Source organism: Cryobacterium sp. TmT2-59, from assembly GCF_004403545.1.
GTDB classification, from domain to species: domain Bacteria; phylum Actinomycetota; class Actinomycetes; order Actinomycetales; family Microbacteriaceae; genus Cryobacterium; species Cryobacterium shii.
Genome location: NZ_SOGM01000001.1, coordinates 20,653 through 41,009, shown reverse-complemented (window position 1 = coordinate 41,009; position 20,357 = coordinate 20,653). Strand labels below are relative to the sequence as shown.

Annotated in this window: 18 protein-coding genes; 7 read left to right on the top strand and 11 right to left on the bottom strand. The window is 61.9% G+C overall.

Annotated features, from left to right (window positions below; all coding sequences use genetic code 11):
* Positions 1-31 precede the first annotated feature (31 nt).
* The 3 genes from E3T24_RS00160 to E3T24_RS00150 are packed head-to-tail and all read right to left on the bottom strand — an operon-like array spanning position 32 to position 3,147.
* On the bottom strand, positions 32-1,495 hold the full coding sequence (locus E3T24_RS00160) for an SCO6880 family protein (RefSeq protein WP_134434126.1): 1,464 nt from the start codon (positions 1,493-1,495) through the stop codon (positions 32-34).
* Between the two features lie 23 nt (positions 1,496-1,518).
* Positions 1,519-2,847, bottom strand: a complete 1,329-nt coding sequence (locus E3T24_RS00155; protein ID WP_134434125.1) for a conjugal transfer protein TrbL — start codon at positions 2,845-2,847, stop codon at positions 1,519-1,521.
* Between the two features lie 30 nt (positions 2,848-2,877).
* Entirely contained in the window at positions 2,878-3,147 is a 270-nt protein-coding gene (locus tag E3T24_RS00150) for a DUF6112 family protein (protein ID WP_134406187.1), read from the bottom strand.
* 298 nt (positions 3,148-3,445) lie between these two features.
* On the opposite strand from E3T24_RS00150, the gene E3T24_RS00145 reads away from it, so the two are divergent.
* The gene (locus E3T24_RS00145; protein ID WP_134434124.1) at positions 3,446-5,851 is read left to right on the top strand and encodes a hypothetical protein; all 2,406 of its coding nucleotides are present in this window, start codon (positions 3,446-3,448) and stop codon (positions 5,849-5,851) included.
* A 137-nt stretch (positions 5,852-5,988) separates the two neighbouring features.
* Here the strand turns inward: E3T24_RS00145 and E3T24_RS00140 are convergent, their stop codons facing one another.
* The 8 genes from E3T24_RS00140 to E3T24_RS00105 all read right to left on the bottom strand — a co-directional run bounded on the left by E3T24_RS00140 (position 5,989) and on the right by E3T24_RS00105 (position 12,548).
* Positions 5,989-6,255, bottom strand: coding sequence for a DUF6112 family protein (locus E3T24_RS00140; RefSeq protein WP_134434123.1), 267 nt, complete (start codon positions 6,253-6,255; stop codon positions 5,989-5,991).
* A gap of 1 nt (position 6,256) precedes the next feature.
* Positions 6,257-7,429, bottom strand: coding sequence for a M23 family metallopeptidase (locus E3T24_RS00135; protein WP_134434122.1), 1,173 nt, complete (start codon positions 7,427-7,429; stop codon positions 6,257-6,259).
* Between the two features lie 9 nt (positions 7,430-7,438).
* The gene (locus E3T24_RS00130; protein WP_134434121.1) at positions 7,439-8,092 is read right to left on the bottom strand and encodes a hypothetical protein; all 654 of its coding nucleotides are present in this window, start codon (positions 8,090-8,092) and stop codon (positions 7,439-7,441) included.
* Positions 8,093-8,125: 33 nt separating this feature from the next.
* Positions 8,126-9,205, bottom strand: a complete 1,080-nt coding sequence (locus tag E3T24_RS00125) for a ParB N-terminal domain-containing protein (RefSeq protein WP_134434120.1) — start codon at positions 9,203-9,205, stop codon at positions 8,126-8,128.
* Positions 9,202-10,032: a hypothetical protein gene (locus tag E3T24_RS00120; RefSeq protein ID WP_134434119.1), complete on the bottom strand. Its 831-nt coding sequence runs from the start codon at positions 10,030-10,032 to the stop codon at positions 9,202-9,204. Before E3T24_RS00120 ends, E3T24_RS00125 begins: the two co-directional genes overlap by 4 nt.
* Before the next feature lie 57 nt (positions 10,033-10,089).
* Positions 10,090-10,488 (bottom strand): hypothetical protein, encoded by a 399-nt coding sequence (locus tag E3T24_RS00115; RefSeq protein ID WP_134434118.1) that lies wholly within the window; start codon positions 10,486-10,488, stop codon positions 10,090-10,092.
* 93 nt (positions 10,489-10,581) lie between these two features.
* The gene (locus tag E3T24_RS00110) at positions 10,582-11,490 is read right to left on the bottom strand and encodes a bifunctional DNA primase/polymerase (RefSeq protein WP_134434117.1); all 909 of its coding nucleotides are present in this window, start codon (positions 11,488-11,490) and stop codon (positions 10,582-10,584) included.
* Positions 11,490-12,548: an ArdC-like ssDNA-binding domain-containing protein gene (locus tag E3T24_RS00105; protein ID WP_134434116.1), complete on the bottom strand. Its 1,059-nt coding sequence runs from the start codon at positions 12,546-12,548 to the stop codon at positions 11,490-11,492. Before E3T24_RS00105 ends, E3T24_RS00110 begins: the two co-directional genes overlap by 1 nt.
* 260 nt (positions 12,549-12,808) lie before the next feature.
* Between E3T24_RS00105 and E3T24_RS00100 the strand changes: the two genes are divergently transcribed.
* The 6 genes from E3T24_RS00100 (at position 12,809) to E3T24_RS00070 (ending at position 20,348) form a co-directional block, all read left to right on the top strand.
* On the top strand, positions 12,809-13,279 hold the full coding sequence (locus E3T24_RS00100; protein WP_134434115.1) for a hypothetical protein: 471 nt from the start codon (positions 12,809-12,811) through the stop codon (positions 13,277-13,279).
* 19 nt (positions 13,280-13,298) lie between these two features.
* Complete coding sequence (locus E3T24_RS00095) at positions 13,299-13,763, top strand: hypothetical protein (RefSeq protein ID WP_134434114.1); 465 nt, start codon at positions 13,299-13,301, stop codon at positions 13,761-13,763.
* The gene (locus E3T24_RS00090) at positions 13,760-14,776 is read left to right on the top strand and encodes a DUF6545 domain-containing protein (RefSeq protein WP_134434113.1); all 1,017 of its coding nucleotides are present in this window, start codon (positions 13,760-13,762) and stop codon (positions 14,774-14,776) included. Before E3T24_RS00095 ends, E3T24_RS00090 begins: the two co-directional genes overlap by 4 nt.
* A gap of 14 nt (positions 14,777-14,790) precedes the next feature.
* Entirely contained in the window at positions 14,791-15,921 is a 1,131-nt protein-coding gene (locus tag E3T24_RS00085; RefSeq protein WP_241978571.1) for an alpha/beta hydrolase, read from the top strand.
* A 496-nt stretch (positions 15,922-16,417) separates the two neighbouring features.
* Positions 16,418-19,690: a helicase-related protein gene (locus tag E3T24_RS00075; RefSeq protein ID WP_134434112.1), complete on the top strand. Its 3,273-nt coding sequence runs from the start codon at positions 16,418-16,420 to the stop codon at positions 19,688-19,690.
* Positions 19,683-20,348 carry a DUF4391 domain-containing protein gene (locus E3T24_RS00070; protein ID WP_134434111.1) on the top strand — a complete coding sequence of 222 codons (666 nt, stop codon included), beginning with the start codon at positions 19,683-19,685 and terminating at the stop codon, positions 20,346-20,348. Before E3T24_RS00075 ends, E3T24_RS00070 begins: the two co-directional genes overlap by 8 nt.
* The last annotated feature ends 9 nt before the right edge of the window (positions 20,349-20,357 follow it).

Here is a 20,357-nt window from a genome sequence, read left to right as displayed (position 1 = left end):
GGGGATGCTTTGAAGGACAGGTGCGCACTGCTCACACGCTGCGACGCAGGGGCAGAGCCGCAGCGGTAAAGGCCTGGGCTTGCTGGCCAACAAGCCGTCGCGTTTCGCACGAGCTCTGGATGGCGGCTTGCTCAATCGACGCCACAGCGGCATCAAGCTCGTCGACGGTAGGCGCGGTCACGCACACGAGACCGGTCGCGCGCAGAACGCCGTGACCGGCCGTGAGGTCTGCCTCCTGATGCATCAGGTCCTCGTACTCCGCCGTAGCGCCGGCATCCTCTATCTGACCGATACGCCTGCGCTGGTGGGCGTCGCTGATGAGCTCGGTCTTCTTCTTGCGGAGGTCGCGCGCTGCCTGATCCGCGCGGACGGGCAGGTAGTGCAGAGATACGGTTCGAAGGATGCCGTTGGTGAAGACGAGAGGCAGCAGGAAGCCGGGGAATACCTGTGATCTGGGCCATTCGCTGATCCACAGCACCGCGTGGAAGGCTCTGTCGGTGCGGAGACGATCCCAGCTCTCGGCGACGGAGACCGGGCCGGCGGTGTCAAGTGCGCGGCCGATGTCGGGATGGCGTTCCAGGTCGACGCCGACGGCGGGGTCGTAAGCAGTCCGCAGGGTCATCGCGAGCTCGTCAGCGGTCAACCAACCGCCGACAGTGAGGTCCGCTGCTCGAAGAGCCTGGGTCAGGGCTGTCATTTCCTGGCGGAGCACCGTCGCCGCGCCGCGCATCCCACCGCCCTGCGTGCGGATTTGACGGGAAGCCGCAGTGAGGTCGAGGGAAAGCGCGATCGTCGTCGCGTGGCGTTCACCGGCAGGCCCGGCACGTTCGATGAGATCCCGGTAAGTGGATGCGGCCCAGCTGTCGTCGTTGATGCCGTGCCGCTCCCACCAATCGGCCAGGCCGGTGCCGGAATCAGGCAGGGTGCGCTCCGACACCTGCAGCCGCGCGATTCGCCCCGACTTGCACGCGCCGGCTAGCACCCGCCCCCACCCCGCCACTCTCCGATGCTGCTCGCCAGGGTCCAGCAGCGCGAATGCCGGGTGCGACACCGCCACGACCGCGGTAAGGGTCTTCGCATGCGGGTCGTGAATCATGACCGCCCCTGACTCGGGATCATTCCACTCGCGCAGCGCGGCCGCGTCGCCCGGAAGCGACAGGGTCCCGATCGGACGCGGGCGCACGATTTGGCGCCGATAGGTCAGCTGCTCATGGGCAGAACGCCATACCCACCGACTGACTATCGGCACCCATTCGACGATCTTTCGGCCGCCAATCGGAATACTGGCAATCACTACCGCGAAGCCCCAAATAGGGCTCGTCCACGCAACGCCGGCGGCGCCCGCCGTGTAGAGCGCGGTGACGATGGTGAGCGTCCCGATTGACAGGGCAACGAGTTGCGGAATTGAGAGACCGAGAAGGATGCCCCGCTTGGTCAGTCGTGAGAACTGCACCGGCGCGAGTTGGTACTCGGCGCGGTCCTTGTCGGTGTCCATGACTACACGTCCTTCTTTGCTGATCAGAGTGTTGGGGAGGCAGAGTCCGGTGCCGACGCGGGCGGCCTTGGTCGCGGTGGCCTGGGTGCCGGGGGAGAGGCGCTCGGCAGGGCCGACTCACCGGTGGACTGCATGTGAGCGTCTGCCGTTTGCCCGATCGCACTACCGACCTTCGGGCCAGCCTTAGCGGCGGCCGTGGCGACGGTCGCGCTCGCCGCGACACCCGCGGTGGCGACCCCTGCTCCTGCGCCCGCGCCGGCGGAGCCGCCCTCGGCAGATGTGCCCACGTTCGAGGCTGACGTGGGGCCAGGTCCACCGCCGGTCGGTGCGGTCTTCGGTGCCAGACCGCCTTGCGCCGTTGGCCCACTCCCGCCGTCGCCGCTCGGCCCAAGAATCTTCTTGGCGCCTTCCGCCATCGGTGTGTTCGGTACCGGGACGGGCCGGTTCATGGCCGACTTCGCCTCCTGCTCGGTCGACATGGCGTGATGAATATCGAGCCCAACAAAGCTCAGGAACTTGTACGTGATGTACGGAGCGAATGCGGCGATGAACATCAATACGATCCCCGCGATCGGATCGCTGACGGATGCCAGATCCGCGTCGATCGGTGCCGCGACCTGCGCGACCGCTACCAGAAAGATCACGACGAGCACTAGCTTCGACAGGATAAGGGCGATCACGAACGCAACCCATTTCGTGAACCAGCCCTTGGCGGCATCCCAGGTCGCGCCCGCCAGCGCTATCGGTCCAAAGACGATCGCCACTAGCAAGAGTGCCTTGCGGATCAGGAGCGAGAACCAGACGATCGCCGCGGCGCTGATCGCGAGTGCGGACAGGAAGATCGTCACGATCGCTCCGACGCCGGGGGCGCCGACGTTGAGTGCGGCGAGTCCCGCAGGTAGAAGAGCGATGCGGTTGCCCATGCCCTCCATCGTGTTGCCGCTCGCGTGGACGATCCCGATCGTCAACTGATCGGTGATCTCCAGGAGCAGTCCTGTGATGGTGATGATCACGAACGATCCGAGCACCGACTTGGCGGCACCGATCGCGGCTCGGGAAAGCGCCGTTGGGTCGCGGTGAACGAGCCCGGTGAGGAGTTGCAGGCAGAAGAACACCAGGGTGACGAAGACAGCAACGCCAAAGAGCACGTTGTAGACGTCGATGTATGCCGGATCGGTGAGGTCTACGAGTGTGGTCGTATCGAAGGCTGCCCAGACGGATTCGAAGAGCCAGGCAGCGGCGGCGCCCATCGTGTTCGCGAGCCACTCAAACGGCGCCGCGACCAGCGACGCGGCGCCTTCCCCGGCGGTGTCGCAGACCTCCGCGATCACCGGCACATCGCACACGCTCATCGGAGGACCCCGCTCACTTAGGAATCGGGGTCAGACGGCTTGGCCGACGTTCCAGAAAAAGTTGACCAGGGTGACTGACGCACCGGCGATGATCGCGGCGCCACACGATACGAGCACGCCGAGCTTGCCTCGGGATGCAAGGTGCGGGTTGGAGGAGTTGGCTCCGAAGCCCCAAACAATCGCCGAGATGATCAAGGCGAGCACGCTCAGGATGAGGCCGACGGTCATCACCGCACCGACGATGATTCGTAACTGTTCGATGCCGGGAAGCCCCGTGCCGTTCGGATTGATGTCGATCACAGTTGGCTCCCTCGGTCGTTTGATGCGTACGACAGACAGGAGCGCACGACATCCCCCGTGTACGCAGCTCGTCGAGTGCGGTTCGGCGGGCCTGGGGCGCCTGGGGCGAATCTCGATGGCATTAGCGGGGTGATCGCTGGTTAGTGGATTGAGTTGAGTCCGCAAGACCATTCAACTTGGCCATCTGGTCGCATATCTCATGCAAATTATGTCGCTGAGGCTGCGGACTGTTGGGCCGAGGCGAATCGCGGACGATTTGGACCGGGATGATTCACCGCTCTCAGGTACCGTTCAGATTATGGAAAACTTTGACCAAGCGTTTCTTGCGATGACGGCCTTGGTGCCGATAATTGAGCAGGCACGCACCGATGATTCAAACGAAGCCGATACGCGGTTCAGGATCATAAACACGCTGATCACGGATGTACTTCAGTGGCCAAGCTCCGCCGTTCAGAATGAACTGCACACGGAGAGCGGCTATATGGATTACTGCGTTGGAAGCGCGGGAGCCCAATTCGTCCTAGAAGCAAAAAGAGTCGGTGTCAACTTTGAATTACCGCATGGTGCGACATCCGCCGTGGTGTCTATCCCCGCACTCGTCTCCGGCTCAGCTGCCGGACGGAATTTGCAGAAAGCTCTCGAGCAGGCCTCCCGCTATGCCCAGGAAAGGGGCGTCCCAATTGCGTGCGCCTTCAACGGGTACCAGTTGGTCGTGTTCTTCGCTTCTCGAACTGATGGCTTGGCTCCATTGCAAGGACGAGCGCTGGTTTTTTCGAGCGTCGGAGCGCTCCTGGATGATCTCCTTGTACTTTGGAACAACCTGTCCCCGGACGGTGTTGCCAACCGAGTGCTGCACCAAACACTGCAATCTTCGGTGCCTTTTCCTCCCGACCCTTTGGCGTTCAGGCTCAATGATTACCCTGGCAGCCAACGCAGAAATGATCTTCAGACCGGACTCCAGATTCTTAGCGACCTCTTTCTAGGCGATTTGGAAGATCTTGAAGGTTTGCAAGAGGACTTCCTCCGCGAGTGCTACGCGGCGAGCGGGGCTCTCTCGCAATATGCCGAAGTTAGCAGGCAAATTTTGTCTACCCGGTATGAGTTATTGTCTGAGGCTGGTAGCGCCTCCGTTCATGAAGCCAGTGGTCGAAAAGGCGTGACGGCAGGGTTCACTGCCGATGTGATGCAGGCGGCGCTATCCAACAGGCCGGTCATTCTTCTCGGAGACGTTGGTTCCGGCAAGAGCACCTTCATCGAACGCCTCATTCACGTTGATGCCAAGGAAGTGCTCGGGGAGAGCATTAGCCTCTATGTCGATTTTGGAGCTTCCTCGACTCTGAAATCGCTTTCGGAACATGTCTTGGACGCTTGCGTCAATCAGCTCCGCGACAAGTACGAGACCAACGTTATGGGCTTGAAATTCGCGGAAAGAGCACTCAAGGATGAGCTTCGTCTGTTCGAGGAGTCCCCGGAGGGCTATCTCAAAGACATCGACAACGTGGCTTATCAGAAGGCGCGTATTCAGTTCCTACAGCGGGAGCTTGGAGATAGATCCAACTACCTACGCAAAGCCTTTGAATGGATTCGATCATCATGGCGCCGCCAGGTGGTCATATTCCTGGACAACGTTGACCAGCGCAGCAGCCAGGACCAGAACGAGGTCTTCCTCATTGCGAATGAACTCGCTCGCACCTGGCCTGCGACTGTTTTCGTCGCACTCCGTCCGGAGACTTTCTATACGTCGGAGAGAGAGGGGGCTATTTCCGGCTATCACCCGCGGGTTTTCACGATTTCGCCTCCGCGTACCGATGTGATGCTGCGGCTCCGCATCGATTTTGCTCTGAAGCAATTGCGCGATTCTGGGCGTCTGAATTCCTTTCCAGCGGGGATTCAAGTGGACAGCGAGACATTGGAGCTTTTTCTTGAGACGCTCTCCGACAACCTCAAAGCAAATGACCCGTTCGTCCGTTTGGTTGACAATTTGGCTGGGGGCAACATGCGCCTGGCTCTTCAATTCGTCACGGACTTCGTTGGCAGCGGCCACATCAACACCCAGAAAATCATAGAAGTGCAAAGGCGTTCTGGTCGGTACACCATTCCTGACCACGAGTTCCTACGGTCCATTATGTTCGGGGACAACAGGTACTACGACCCGGACTCATCACCGGTTCCGAATCTGTTCCGCCTTACCCGCCGGGACCCCAAGGAACATTTCGTTTTGCCTCTTTGTCTCGCACACATTCAGAAGGCTGGCGACCTTGATACCGAACACGGTTATGTTCCGGCAAGCGAGATTTACCGCTACTTACAGTCCCTAGGGTACGAGGCGCTAGAGGTCGCGGACTGCCTCGACTATGCTCTCCGCTTCCGACTCTTGGACTCGACTCGAAAGTACGGCAAAGCGGCGCCCGACGAAGTATTTCGCATCACGACCGTGGGCGCCTATAGCTACAAAACTCTCATCGACAAGTTCACCTACTTGGACGCCGTCTCGGTTGACATCTCGATCTTGGACGACGCCGTCCGGGTCAGTGTGCGCGATGCCTATGACCTTCGTCAAAGGGTTGACCGAGCTGAGATAATCCTTTCCTACCTAGATGAACAATGGGCATACGTCCCTAACAGTCCTGATTGGAACTGGGAATTCGCGTCAAGAGCTCTGAGGGCGGATATTTCCAAGGTGAGGAATCGCCTAACGTCGTGAATCTTCAAAATGTCCTGTATCGCCAGGAATAGCGGCCTTCTCGCGCCATCTCCTGCTCGCACTCCGGAGCAAGTAAGACAGAACACGGGGCAGCCGTAGAGGTCCCTTCGATTTCCCGGCGACCGGGAATCTGGCCGTCATAGCGTTGAGCCGACGTCGAGCAGGAAGTTGACCCAGGCGACGCCGCCACCCGCAAGGGCCGCTGCGCCGCATGCTACAAACAGTCCGACACGGGCCCGGGTGGCGGTCTGGAAATTCCCGTTCGCCGAGGCGAGAGCCCAGGTGACCCCGCTGATGATCATCATGAGCACAGCCATGATGAGCACGAATGTCAGCAGCGCGCCGACGATACTCTGCAATTCCGCAGCGCCGCCGACGGCGCCGAAGTCGGGGAAGATGTCCATCTCATTGCGCCTTTCCTGGTCTGCATCCGGCCGTGGCGACCTCTGCACCGGCAAGGCCGGTAGCGCGGTGCTTGTTGAGCCACTCCACAGCATTGACGGGTGTCTGGCCGGCCCCGCCCGGACGGATCTCGAGGTGAAGGTGCGGGCCGGTTGACTTGCCCGCGGAACCGACGTCTCCGATGTGTTGGCCCGCAGCCACGCTGTCGCCTGTCGCGACGTGGATGCCGTCGTCGTACATGTGGGCGTAGTACGAGGTGATGCGCTCGCCGTCAATCGTGTGGTCGATGGTGATCAGGCCGCCGTATGTGCCCCGCTGCCCGGCAAAGCTGACGATACCGTCGGCCGCCGCGAGGATCGGTGTGCCCGCAGGCGCCGCGAGGTCGCTGCCCGAGTGGAACGCCCGGGCGCCGCTGTAAGGATCGGTCCGCCACCCAAAGCTGTCCGTACTCGTATATGAGCCGGCGGGAAGCGGGAACACGACGCTCGCAGTTTCGGGCACGATCGGTGGGGCACCGGCAGGGCTCGCAGATTGCGCCCGAGTCAGCGCGGTGATAATCGACTCGGCGACGGGCCGAAAGTTTTGGTAGCGGTCCGGATAGGCGCTGACTTCGACGGCTTGCGCGGCCGCGCCCGGGTCGAGCAGTTGCCAGCCAGCGATGTCCAACAGCCCGCGTGGTGATCCTGCATTGGGGCCCGAGGGGCCGCCGAAGAACGCCCGTGCCTGATGTGCTGGGTCCATGAGCTCGGCGACCGTACCCCAACCCGATACCGGGCGCATCTGGAAAAGGCCCAGGGAATCGTGATCGGAGCCGACCCCGTCGTTCGGAAAGTCTGCGGACTCCGGATACGCGCCGGTGTTGGCGAGCATGCGAAGCGTCGACTCCGTGAGCGCGGCCATTATTGCGATGAGCACTCCATCGCGACCGACGCCGGCCGTCTGCGATCCGATAGTGATGATCGTTGCAGCGTGGGTCAGCTGCCGCGAGTTCAGGGTGAGCGAGCGGCCATCCCGAGTCTGGGCGGTGAGTGAGTCGGGGACGCTGCTCACGGCGAGCGATCCCGATACCGATCCGCACGAGATCGCAGCAGGATTCATAAGCGCGGCCACGCCGACCAAGCCGGCCAGCGGGCTGGCGAGCACAGCGACGAGGAGGAGCCCGATGACCTTCTTCATCGCACGGTCTCACTCCAGGGGTCGGTCGAGTTGGGAGAGCCGAAGAAGCCTGCACGACTCCTGGCCAGGGCACACCACGAAGAGAGTGAACGCCACCCTCCGCTCCGTGCGAATGACCTCCGTGTCCCACGTGCCCGCTCGATGGCGGGATCCCACTACCGTGAATGCCGCGGCACCCCGTGGAATCTGCCCCGATGCCGCTTGTTCCAGCGCGGTCGACCACGCATCTGGAACCACTATGGACTCGCGCTCGAACCACTGCCGAGTTCCGTACGCGCTGATCTGCCCCCACATCTCGGTGCTGGGAAGGTAGCCGCGAACATCCGACGCCACTGCGGCTGCTTCATCCGCATCGGCGACGTCGACCAGCACCTGCACCCACTCTGAGAGGTCACCTTCATGACGCGTGTCCCACGTGAACAGGGCAGCCGCGACGCTGCTGGCAAACAGCTCCGCGTTGGTGGTCACAAGAACCGGCCGCGGTTGATCGGGGAGCGATGTCGACGTCGATGATACGGATGCTTCAGGTGCCCGCCGCTCCGGCTGACTCGCATTCACCGGTCCGCGCAGCAGCCCGTACACGCCGATGGTGACGAGCAAGGCCAGGGCGATGCCGCTGCATACGATCGCGAGGACCAGACGGTGCCGGTGAATGAACTGCATTGGGACTCCTCAGGGTCAGCGTGATGAGGTCCGTCACCTGGAACTGGTAGCCGAGACCTGCGCCACACTGACGGAGTCGTCACGCAGCGAGCGCAGCCGCTCAGCGAAAGCAATTGTGCCGGCGAGGGTCTCTTCGACCTGTTCCCACTGCTCGTCGGTGAGTTCGGAAGCGATTTCGGCGTAGTCGTAGCGAAGCCACCACTCGCGCAGATCATTCCAGAGGTAGACGAACGAACGGGCGGGCAGCTTCGTAGTCGGGGAGCTCGCCGATCTGGCGTTCTTGGCCCGAGTAGCTGTCTTGGCGCGGGCGAGCGCTTCTTGAGCCAGCCGCTCGAGCTCGGTCTCCGTTGTTGTTCGCTGGGCGGCGTGAACCCGTGCAGCACCCACCAACGACGCTTGACGGATGCCCTCGGGCTGAGTGGTATCTGCAGCCATCCGCTCGAGTTCGGAGACGGCGAGCTGAGTACTCATTCGGCGATGGGCAGCCGTGACCGAGCCTCCACCGTGGATCAAATCAAGCTCGACGCTCGCACGGCTGCGGAGCGTCTCGTCGAGACTCTCGTCGGCCGCGATCTGCTGCAGGACACCGATCTTCTCGAGCGTCGTGTACGAGCGTCGCCCGGTGACCAGAAGCGCCGCCTGGGCGCGGGAATAGCCATCGAGAGACGTCAACGGTGCTGCCACGGTGGCAGCACCGGCTGACCTCGACTTTTCCTGCGCCGAGCCGAATCGTGATGCTTCTTGTCGGCGCTGCGCGTCCTCGGCCAAAAGCATCTTCACTTCTCGATACAACGTGGCCGCGTCGGTCGGGCTCAGCGACTCGTGGAGCGCGTTGTCGTCCTGCTCCGCGAGTAGCTGGGTAAGTCTGTCCGAGATGCCGGAACGAACCCAGACATTGAGCTTGCGAACCCCGAGCTGCCGAAGCGCGGCCAGGCGACGCGCGCCGCAGACCAGAGTGCCGTCGGGTGTCACCGTGATCGGCTGCAGGAGACCCTGCTTTTCGATCGATGCTGCGAGCGCGTCGATGTCGCCGAGGTCGGTGCGATGCCGCGATCCGATTCGGATGGAGTCGATCGACCGCTCCAGCTCGATGTGCCCCGGGGTGCTGGTCATACCCGCACTCCCGGGGCGTTTGCGACGATGTCTGAGACCAGGTCATCATCGCGGAGGAGGGCGCGAAGTGGCTCTCCAATGAGCAAACGAAGCAGGATGCCTCGGCCGGCCGCGGTGTGCGCCTGAAGCGGGTTGCCGCATCCCAAGAGCGCTCGGATCATCGCCATCCAAGCCTGCTGTGGAACGTCGAGGAGCGCGCGGGCTGCGTAGTCTCGCCGCAGAGTCTCGTAGGCGGAGGCGCGCGATGGCGCATCCGCAAGCCGACCGCAGATGTACTCAACGCCATCCCGAGCGCGGTCTGACGGCCAGTCGAGCAGGGTGAACAACAGAATCGCGTCCTCGACCGCGGACTGCACCTCGTCCAGCGGCGGCGTATAGGTCTGTTCGTCGACCGGATTGGTGCTGAACGCTGGGTGATAGTCCGGCAGGGGGTGCTCGCGATCACTGAAGCGTTCGGCGTCGTGGAAGCTCGAGACTTTAGGTCGGCGCGCCTGGTGTACCGAGCACAGGAGCCCCTGGGCGCGTTCCTCCGCGATGCAGGTCACTTGCACTGCTCGGGTGACGATGGCCCACGGGTCGTCGGCGCGCAGGGTCGACGGCGCCCGCATCGCATCGTACGCGGCTGCGGCCGCCTCCCACGGATCCAGATGGTGCTTGCGTGCCAGGCCCGCGTACCGCTTGGCAGCGAACTGCATGAGTTCGGATGCCTCCGGGTCCGTGCGCCAGCTGGCGCCGCCATCTGCTTGAAGTCTGGCGAGAACCTTTCGCAGGCCCTCAGAGTCACGGAATGCCGTCGAACCTTTATCCCGGTGTGCGGTCCATTTCATCACGGCACCTCCCCTCGGATTGGTGTGTGTTGCCGTGCTCAACAGGATGTTCATGGGTCACCGCCGTCCGAGCCCGTACCGGGAGAACGGGGGATGCTTGGGCAATGTCCCGAATTCGGAGAGGGGAGGTAGTCGGTCGGCGCGTTCACTTATCGCGCGACGAGTGGTGGCAGGTGTCCGCCGCACCCGCCTCGCGAGCTCGGCCTCGAAATCAATGCCGCGGCCGGCGATACGCCCGGTGCCGGTGCTCAGCAGATCCGAGGCGCGAACCCAGACGATGCCGGGATGGGAGGCCGGATTCTCCGGCAGGAAGCCCGTTCGGAGACCCGAGGTGCTGCCTCCTGGCGTCACTGCGCTCGGCGACGTCTCGGTGCGCACCGGATGCGGCGGGTGCATCTCCCCGCTGGCATCGACGCTTCCTGCACGTCGTGACTCTTCGAAGTTGTCTTCATCCATCGCTTTCTCACTCCCTCACGTCGGTTGTCTGAACAGCAGGAGTGACGAAGCGTTCCTGAAACCAGTTCCAGCCGTTTGACGGATGTTTCTTCACTACAGGCAAGGCGCGTCACCTCGTCTGCTTCCAGAAAGTGTCCGGTCGTACTCGTGCGTTCTCGGACTGCCGGTTGGGACTCCGGATGGCCCCGCAGCGGCCCGTCGGCTCGCGGAGCTGATCGTCGCGGTGATCTCGTGCTCTGGTAGACCGGCGGTTTGAGCGGCCGGTGCTAACACCGCTTCGACGGCCGCGGGGGTGAACCCCGCTTCGGTAAGTCGGCAGGCCGCCCAGAACAGCCCACTGTTCCGCTCGCCCTCCTGCAGCTTGCTCACCCATTGCGCGAATCGGCTCGGCTCGGGCGACGCGGCTTCCGCCGGTCGCGACGCGGCTTGAGCCGCCCGCGGGTCGATGAATCTGCGAAGGGCGCCGGCGTCGACCGGCCTGGCGCCCACACCGGACAGCGAGTCAAGGCGGTAGCTGACTCGCCCGTTTCGCGTCACCAGGATCGAGGGAGGCACGACGACATAACCGCCGGTCCCACGGAAGTCGATATGCGCGGTTGCAGCCTGCCAGCAGCGCTGGGGTCGGGTCGCGAGCGCAGGGAAGTAGACGTGCATTCCCTGGGACGGAGTGCGCACCCGGGCTATCTCACCGTCAATGAGTCCAGCGGTGCTGGCACGCGCGAAAGCGGTGAAGCCTGAGGCAGCATCCGTTACGTCGATGTCGATTACGTCGATGCCCGAACTGCTGCCCGTCGGCATCCCGATGTTCGCACGAGGCCATCGAACCCACCAAGCGCCTACCTGGTTGATGTCGCAGCTTGCGTCGTGGAAGCCCGCTGGGGTGAGAGGGTGCTTGCCGGCCACCGCGCAAGGGAAGACCGCAATGCCAGCTCGGGCGAAGGCGAGCGCGGCGGCCGGCAACGGTAGCCGGTTCGTGGCGAGGAGCACCTCGGTGATGCCCATCAGAGGCTCCGGGCGGAGAGTCGCCCCGCAGGCAGGTCGGGTGGGGCCGTCACGGCGGCGGTGAGGTTTGGGGTCGGTTTCGACCGATTGAACGCCAGAGAATCACCCGGTTCAATCTGGTCTGTCTGAAGTTGGTCGAGGATTACCATGGCCGTCCGACGCGCGCGTTCGCCCGTCTCCTGGACGACCTCTATTGCCGTTTTGTCCGCCACCGAGCTCGCCCAGGAGGACACGTACGGAATCGTGTAGTCGCTCGTATCCATCCCGTGTGCCGCGCCGATCATCAGTGCGACCGACTCGGCTTCGACCTCGCGGATCCCTCGATGCGACAGCGTTTCGTCGTCAGGTGCGTGCATGTGGATGTGTGCGAGTTCGTGCGCCAGAGTCTTCACGCGGGCCGCGGCATCCATATCGGCTCGCACCGAGACCGTTCGGCCCCCGAAATCTGTCCGTCCGTTCGCTCCGCCAAGCGCGGCGGCATTCGGTGCGGGCGAGAGGGTAAAGCCTGCGTCCTGGACGACTACAGCGAGCCCGTCCCAGAGACCTCTGGGCGCCTCGCCGCGGAGCAGAATCGGGGCGGGACGTTCAGGGATCGGCGACCCATCGGTCTGCGAGACATCCCACACGTATGCCGGCCGCACGCCGACCATCCGCTGGCGCACAACTTCACCGGAGCGAGGCCGCTCATTTCGGTTGAGCCTCCGCCACGATCCAGCGTCAGCGGGGGAGGCGGTTGCGAAGCGGGCCGTTAGAGGCGCGAGGATCATGTAGCCCTTTTGACCGGCCACTACGTGCCGCCCGAGCTCCTGCCACTGCTTGAATCCGGCGACGTAGCTTGGGAGCGCATTCTGGATGAGCCCGCGTTCGTACGCGGCGGCATGCTGTGCCCGGATCAGGAGCGCGTTGTTGAAGGACCGTGTTCGGAAGTGGGCGGCGAACTCGAGCGCGAGTTTCCAATCGTTCCCCGTGACCAGGGCCTCGACCGAGGCGACCAGCCGTTCGTGAAGCTCGGTGAGCTTCGCATCCCCGTCTTGTGGCGAGTGCGGTTTCGTTGACACATAGATCACCTTCCCGAGTGACTGCCACGCGCGTGCGGGCGTGGCTGACACAGAGGTGCGCCTCGCCGTGCCAGTTCGCTCGGCGAGATGGAACGGCATTGAGCATGCTCAATTTCCTATAGATGATTTTTTACCATCCGATTTGAGCATGCGCAACCCTTGAATTGACCATGCTCAACGAGTAAATTGAGCACTCTCAACGACCCGGGCATCCGTGAGTCGAAACGTGTTGCCCAGCCCGGGGGTGAAGGGTTATGCCGATGACCGAAATCGAGAGCAAGACCGCTGCGGAGGACCTCGCGAAGCGTCTGCGGCTACTGCTCGATGTCGCGGTCGCCGAGACGGGCAGTGAGCCGACGTTCACCCAGATTGCCGCGTTCCTGCAGGAGCGCGACCTGAACTTGTCGCGGTCGCGTTGGACATACATGGTGAACGGCCACCGTTACGTGCAAGACGGTCCACTCTTCGAGGGCCTCGCCGTGTTCTTCGACGTTGACCCCGAGTTCCTCGCTGGAGAAGCCGGCGTCGAGACCCCTGACAAGGTGAGCGCTCAACTCGATTTGGTGCGTGCCATGCGCGCGGCGCGCGTGAAGACATATGCAGCACGCACTCTCGGAGACATCTCTCCGAACGCGCTCCAAGCAATCAGCAGATTCCTGGATGCGGAAATCTCGCAGACATTGCCAGCAGAACGCGACCACGCCGAGGACCCTGGGGCCACACACACGTAGGAAGGGTGGTGACGAGGCAGTGAACAACGAAGTGAGCGCGTCGGCGGCATTCGACGGACTCTCACTCGGAGAGGCCTTCACTTTTGACCAGCTCATCGGCGCCGTTGAGCAGCGTCGGCAGCGTCGACTGCGCATAGTCGAACTTGCGGACCTCGGCGATCACGACGGCTTGTGCGCCGTTTGGCTCATGACGCCTGGCGAAGATTTGGTGCTTCACGCGCACAGTGAGTCAGCACTGCATCGGCAGCAGTTCGTGCTGCACGAACTGGCGCACATGATCCTCGGCCACGATTTCGGTGACGATCCCGACGCCCCAGAATTCCTGCTGCCCGACATCCCGCCGAATACCCGGCGACGGCTGCTCAGACGTCAAGATCTGGACACCATTGAGGAAGTCATGGCGGAGACGCTCGCCGATCGTTTCGCGGCAGCGATCCGAGGATCGGCAATGCACCGCTCTCGGTACTTGGAGATCTTCGGATGATTTCCCTCCTCGTCTCCGTCCTCATGTGGCTGCTCGTTGCGAGCTTGCTGATCCTGCGGCGGGGTCGTGCCGAGCGCAACATCACCTATGCCGCTCTGACGATCGCGCTCGCGATGACGCTGAACAACGACCCGGTCTATCGGGCGCTCGATCAGCTCGCTGGCGGTACCAACGCGGTGACCCTAGGGGCGGATGTTGCGTTGATGCTCGGCGTCTTCTTCCTTGGTCGGGCAGCGATGAAAGCCTCCGAGCATCAACCCTGGGCCGTCCGACTTGTGCTGAGCCGGTTCGTGCTCGTGGTCGCACTCATCGCCGCAGTCATTGCGTTCCTTCTCATCGATCGTGGCGGCACCACGACCAACTTCATGCTTGACCTCGGTGAGCAACCAGCCGCCGCCGCCTACTCGATGATCCAATTTACCTACTGTGGAATCGTTCTGACCGCTATGGCAGCACTCGCTGCTCGGCAGCTCCGAAGCAGCACGGGTGTCCAGCGGCTACCCCCTGCTTCTCTGCTTGTCGGAAGCATCTTTGGGGTCGTTCTCAGCGTTGTCGTCATCACCATGGACGTCGCCCATTTGGCCAGCAATCTGGAGTTGATGGCGGCCATCTCAGTCGCGTATGGGCCAATGCTTCTGCTAACGATCTTCTTCCTCTGCCTCGGGTTCGCCGGCCAGCCTGTCTCCCGTACCCTGCAGACGCGCGCTCGCGAAAGGCAGACCCGGACGCTTGTCGACGAGCTCCGACCAATCTGGGCCGAAGCAACGAGGGTGCGGCCGGGGATCAGCCATAACGAGCACGTTCCCTTCTACGCCGACAAGCCCGAGACATTTCTCCATCGCCAGGTCGTCGAGATCCGCGACGCGATGATTGACACGCGGGTGTCGTTTGAGGTGAGCGACCGGAACAGGCAACTCGTGGAGCGCGCCGAACGTCACCTGCTCGGAGCGGGATCGACCGACTCAGCACCCATCGCTGCACCGGCTCCAGCCAGTGACGGGCAACAGCGATGAGGGCCGGTTGGGCGGTGGCTGCAGCGGTGGCCGCCGTCGGCATGGCCCTCGGAGGGCTCGGACTGGTGATCGCGAGGCGATTGACCGCCCCCGCAGGTGGGCGAAGCTACGACCTCACCATTCGAGGCGTGGACAGCTCGGGGGAGCGTCCCATCGTCGTCCTCGACCGAACGCCGGCCACCGCAGCGCCCGGACTCTACTGCCTCATCCTCGAGAACGGCGGCTGGGCTCGGCTGTCGCACGACGTCGAGGACCGCGGGCCGGGACTCGTCGGCCGCGAGGTGCGGGGGGAGAAGGGGGAAGGTTTGGCTGCCGGCGAGCGAGCGTCCTGGAGTGGCATCTACTTCTCAGGTCCTCAGGATGCCGGCCTGGAGGCCAAAGATGTCGAAATACCGACGGGAGTAGGCCATGCACCCGCTTGGCTCATTACTCCTAGAGGCACCCTCTCGTCCACGTGGACAATCCATATCCACGGTCTCGGTAGTCCGCGCGCCGGAACGCTTCGTGGCGTTCAAGTCGCATCGGATGCCGAGTTAACGTCGCTCGTTGTGACATATCGGAACGACGGTGAGGGGCCCATCGTTGGGACGGGGAGGTCCGAGCTCGGCGCCGCTGAGGTCGATGATGTGCGCGCGGCTGTGCGCTTCGCTCGCGAGAACGGCGCACGCGACGTCATCCTCTTTGGGTGGTCGATGGGCGCGGCCATTGCACTACAGCTCGCCGTCGAGCACGAGTTCCGCGGCATCGTTGTGGGGCTCGTGCTCGAGTCGCCTGTCCTCGACTGGGTCTCGACGATTAGGTCCAACTGCGCGCGATCGGGGCTACCCGCATGGACCGGCGCACTCGCCATACCTTGGCTTGACGTCCGGCTATTGGCTCGAAATATTGGTCTCGCCAACCCCGTCGGTCTGCGTAGCTTTGATTGGATTGCGCGCGCCGGAGAGTTGACGGTGCCGACACTGATTCTTCACGGAACCCTCGACACGTCATCGCCGCTCGACGTCTCGACCCGCATCAGGGCGCTGCGTCCCGACATCGTTGACCTTGAGGCCTTCGAGGCAGATCACACCATGAGCTGGAACTCGGATCGCGAGCGCTGGCGAGCAGCCCTTCTATCTTGGCTGGCCCCACTGGTGGTGGCTTGAGGGATCGCACCGGCGAACGGCGCCCGCACAAACGCGGGCTATCGGCTGTTACAACTCGCGGGGCAGTTGCACCGTCTGCATCACGGACCACGCTGATCTTCGAGCAGTCATGGGCAACGGGGCCAAGCGGCCGGTCATAGAAGGGTGTCTGATCCATCACCGTGCACCACGCCCCAACACGGGGCCATTCGGGCCAGCAAACAGATTCCACGTGCATAATTCCAGCTAGACCAGCAAGAAAACCAGGCCACGCCCTGAGATCCCCCAGTGGACCGGGTGCGCTCCGGTAACATCGTGAACGTTGAACTACTAGGGTCCAGCGAAGCAGACGGGGGCGGCGTGCCGGAACCGTGGTCGTCCGCAGATGACATCGCCGGCCACCTCGGTGTGACTAAAGTCACCGTCTCTAGCAGGATCGCTGAGAAACACGTGCCCGCCGGCAAGATCGGCCGCGGCGCCGCCGACTCAGGCAGCAACGGGGCAGGGGACTGACAGCTTGCGCATCATTAACAACGTAACCGATCTGCTCGGAGACGACCTCAAAGCGGAGATCACGTCGGGTTCCAAAGTCCGCATCGCCGCATCCACATTCTCGATCTTTGCGTTCGAGGCTCTCCGTGAAGAACTTGAGCACGTCTCTGAACTGGAGTTCATTTTTACCTCGCCCTCGTTCGTGACCGAGAAGGTTACCGACAAGCTCCGTAAGGAACGACGCGAGTATTTCATCCCCCCAGGAAATGCTGAGTCGAGTTTGTACGGCAGCGAGTTCGAGATCAAGCTCCGCAACAAGCTCACCCAGCGCGCCATCGCTAAGGAATGCGCTGAATGGGTGCGCCGCAAGGTGACGTTTCGATCCAACGCAACAGGCAACCCGATGCAGCCCCTTGCCGCGGTCGACGACGGCGCGGCGTACTTCCCGATTCAAGGCTTCACAACGACTGATTTGGGCTATGAAAGTGGCCCGGCTGTCTCAAATGTAGTGACGAAATTTGAGGGGCCGGGCGAGACACAGCAGTTCCTCGACTTGTTCGACCAGATTTGGCACAACTCTAGCCAACTCCACGATGTCACCCAGGCTGTCTATGATCACATTTCCACCGTGTACGCCGAGAACTCACCTGCGCGTGTATATTTCCTGATCCTTTACAACGTGTTCGCGGAGTTCCTGGACGACATCAACGAAGATGTCCTCCCGAACGATCGAACAGGGTACCGAGACACCAAGGTTTGGCAGAGCCTCTACAACTTCCAGCGCGACGGCGCGACTGGCATCATCAACAAGTTGGAGACGTACAACGGATGCATCCTTGCCGACTCAGTGGGTCTCGGCAAGACGTTCACGGCGTTGGCGGTGATCAAGTACTACGAGCTGCGCAACAAGTCAGTACTGGTGCTTTGCCCGAAGAAACTGGCGGAGAACTGGACAAACTACAACGCCAACCTCACCACGAACATCTTTGCGTCCGACCGGTTCAACTATGACGTCCTCGCGCATACTGACCTCTCGCGAACCAAGGGCGAGTCGCTAGGCTTGCGGCTGGATCGGATCAATTGGGGCAACTACGACCTTGTCGTGATTGATGAGTCGCACAACTTCCGGAATGCCGACTATGCCGAGGAGAAGGAATCGCGCTATCAGCGGCTCATGAGGAAAGTCATGCGCGAGGGTGTGAAAACCAAAGTGCTGATGCTCTCGGCCACTCCGGTAAACAACCGGTTTAACGATCTGAAAAACCAGCTCCAACTCGCCTACGAGGGTGAGTCTGAGAACCTCGCTCAGCATCTAAATCTCTCTACGACCGTGGAGAAGGTCTTCTCTGACGCCCAGCGGGTGTTCAACGAGTGGTCCAAGCTGAATCTAGAACATCGAACGACGGATCGCATCCTTCAGATGCTCGACTTCGACTTCTTTGAACTGCTCGACGCAGTCACCATCGCCCGATCCCGTAGACACATTCAGGCGTTTTACGACACCACTGAGATTGGTGCGTTCCCGGAACGCCGAGCACCACTATCGATCCGAGAGCCACTCACTGACCTGGCGGATGTGCCGGGCTTCAACGTCATCTTTGAGCAGCTCCAGGCTCTCACGCTTGCCGTCTATACCCCAATGGCTTACGTGTTCCCGAGCAGGCGAGCCAAGTATGAAGACCTGTACAACGTGACCGCCGGCAGTGCCCGTTCCAACCTTGGCCAAGCGGGGCGCGAGCAGGGCCTGAAAAAGCTCATGACGGTCAACCTCCTCAAACGGCTGGAGAGTTCCGTCGAAGCTTTTCGGCTCACGCTCGAAAAGATCGAACGCACGGTTGATGAACGCTTTCAACGTCTATCAATTCACAACGGTCCCTTGACAGATGCCGTTGATTTGACCGATTTCGATCTTGACCTCGATGACGAAGACGATGCGAACATCGAGGCGATCTCGTTCGGCGAGAAGATCAAAATCGACCTCGACGACATCGACATCGTGTCCTGGCAACAGGACCTCTGGAACGACCGCGAGACCCTTCGAGAGCTGCTCGATGAGATGCGCAAGATCACTCCAGAGAACGACCGCAAACTGGCCAAGCTCAAACAGCTGATTGAGCGAAAGGCCGAGTACCCGATCAACGATGGCAATCGAAAGGTGCTGGTGTTTTCGGCGTTCGCCGACACCGCAAGGTACCTCTACCGAGAACTCGCTCCTATCCTTGCGGCAGCCGGACTGGAGACAGCAGTCATCACGGGTGGTAGCCACGGCGCCAAGACCACCGTCGGCACCGGGTTCGACTTCCAGCAGGTCATGGCGATGTTTTCGCCGCGCTCGAAGCAGCGGCACCTGACCATGCCGAACGAGAACCGAGAACTTGACGTGCTGATCGGCACCGATGTGATCAGTGAGGGTCAAAACCTCCAGGACTGCGACTACCTGATCAACTACGACATCCACTGGAACCCTGTTCGCATCATCCAGCGGTTCGGGCGCATTGACCGCATCGGCTCCCAGAATGCCCAAATTCAGCTCGTGAATTTCTGGCCCGATATTTCCCTCGATGAATACATCAACCTCAAGGAACGTGTGGAAAACCGCATGGTGATTGCTGACCTTGCAAGCACTGCCGACGACAACGTTCTCACCCTCGAAAACTCAGATGCTGCGTTCCGCAAAGAACAACTCCGCAGGCTCCAAGACGACGTCATCGAGCTGGAAGACGTCCGCACCGGCGTATCCATCACAGACCTCGGACTCAACGATTTCCGAATGGATCTGCTCGGCTACGTCAATGAATACGGTGACCTTGCTGCCGCACCCAAGGGGCTGCACGCCGTGGTGCCGGCCGACCCGAGCATAGGGCTCGAGCCAGGCGTGATTTTTGCACTACGAAACGTGAACGCTGATGAGAACTTGAACCGCGGCAACCGGCTTCACCCGCATTACCTCGTCTACCTTGACGATCAAGGCCGAGTTATTGCCGATCACACCGAAGCTAAACGCCTTCTTGATCTGCTCCGTGCTGGTTGCCGTCCGCACGAGAAACCAGTCACCGACGTAGTCCATGCCTTCAATGCAGCCACCGGCGAGGGCGCACAGATGGGTAAGTACTCTGAGCTGCTCACCAACGCGATCCACTCGATGATCGACGTCACTGAGGAACGTGACATCGACAGCCTTTTCACCGCAGGTCAAACCACAGCCCTCAGTCAAACAATCGCGGGGCTCGATGACTTCGAACTCACCGCGTTTGTCGTCATCGTTGACCCCGCCCAGGCAGTGGACGCCAATGGTTGATCTGTTGTACAGGTGGCCTCCCGCGGCCAAGTTCGGCAGCCGTGTGCCCAAAGAGAAGTTTTACGAGCGCGGCACTGTCAGTACCGCCGTGCGTGAGAAGTTCGTGTCCGAGGTCCAGCGCATCACCTGGGCCTACAAGCTTGCCGAGGCGACCGTCAACCTCCCCGGCGACTTGACTGTGCCGGAAATTCAGGTCTTCCAAATAGACACCAAAACCGGTGACGTTGCCGATCAGGTGCTGTCCGCAATCGACAAGGCCATCCAGTACCCGATCATCTTCGAGATCATCCGAGTAGCTGCGGGCAGATCGCACGTCCGAATGGTCGCAGCACACAAGCAGCTTGGCACGGGCGCGCCGAAGATCAGCGCCTATTACTCGACTGGTTGGCTCCCCGCTGACGCCGAGCGGCAGCCGCTCCCAACGGCGATCACCTTGCTGGCCCTATACGCGGCCATCTTGGATCCGCTGACGCCGATTTCGGTGCGACCGGGCGAGGAGATGTCAGAGGTGGCAGACAGGCTGTCAGTTGTGCGGAAGCTCGAACGCGAGATCACCGCACTCGAGCGGAAGATTCGCACTGAGCCTCAACTCAACCGCAAGGTTGAGCTGCGCCGCACCCTGAAAACTAAACAACAAGAACTCGATCAGCAGAGGTAACCAGTGGAG

What these genes read in the sequence shown, in the direction of transcription:
- E3T24_RS00160 (WP_134434126.1), bottom strand. Translation starts at nt 1,495, where the DNA reads ATGGACACCGACAAGGACCGCGCCGAGTACCAACTCGCGCCGGTGCAG.
- E3T24_RS00155 (WP_134434125.1), bottom strand. Translation starts at nt 2,847, where the DNA reads ATGAGCGTGTGCGATGTGCCGGTGATCGCGGAGGTCTGCGACACCGCC.
- E3T24_RS00145 (WP_134434124.1), top strand. Translation starts at nt 3,446, where the DNA reads ATGGAAAACTTTGACCAAGCGTTTCTTGCGATGACGGCCTTGGTGCCG.
- E3T24_RS00140 (WP_134434123.1), bottom strand. Translation starts at nt 6,255, where the DNA reads ATGGACATCTTCCCCGACTTCGGCGCCGTCGGCGGCGCTGCGGAATTG.
- E3T24_RS00135 (WP_134434122.1), bottom strand. Translation starts at nt 7,429, where the DNA reads ATGAAGAAGGTCATCGGGCTCCTCCTCGTCGCTGTGCTCGCCAGCCCG.
- E3T24_RS00130 (WP_134434121.1), bottom strand. Translation starts at nt 8,092, where the DNA reads ATGCAGTTCATTCACCGGCACCGTCTGGTCCTCGCGATCGTATGCAGC.
- E3T24_RS00125 (WP_134434120.1), bottom strand. Translation starts at nt 9,205, where the DNA reads ATGACCAGCACCCCGGGGCACATCGAGCTGGAGCGGTCGATCGACTCC.
- E3T24_RS00120 (WP_134434119.1), bottom strand. Translation starts at nt 10,032, where the DNA reads ATGAAATGGACCGCACACCGGGATAAAGGTTCGACGGCATTCCGTGAC.
- E3T24_RS00115 (WP_134434118.1), bottom strand. Translation starts at nt 10,488, where the DNA reads ATGGATGAAGACAACTTCGAAGAGTCACGACGTGCAGGAAGCGTCGAT.
- E3T24_RS00110 (WP_134434117.1), bottom strand. Translation starts at nt 11,490, where the DNA reads ATGGGCATCACCGAGGTGCTCCTCGCCACGAACCGGCTACCGTTGCCG.
- E3T24_RS00100 (WP_134434115.1), top strand. Translation starts at nt 12,809, where the DNA reads ATGACCGAAATCGAGAGCAAGACCGCTGCGGAGGACCTCGCGAAGCGT.
- E3T24_RS00090 (WP_134434113.1), top strand. Translation starts at nt 13,760, where the DNA reads ATGATTTCCCTCCTCGTCTCCGTCCTCATGTGGCTGCTCGTTGCGAGC.
- E3T24_RS00070 (WP_134434111.1), top strand. Translation starts at nt 19,683, where the DNA reads ATGGTTGATCTGTTGTACAGGTGGCCTCCCGCGGCCAAGTTCGGCAGC.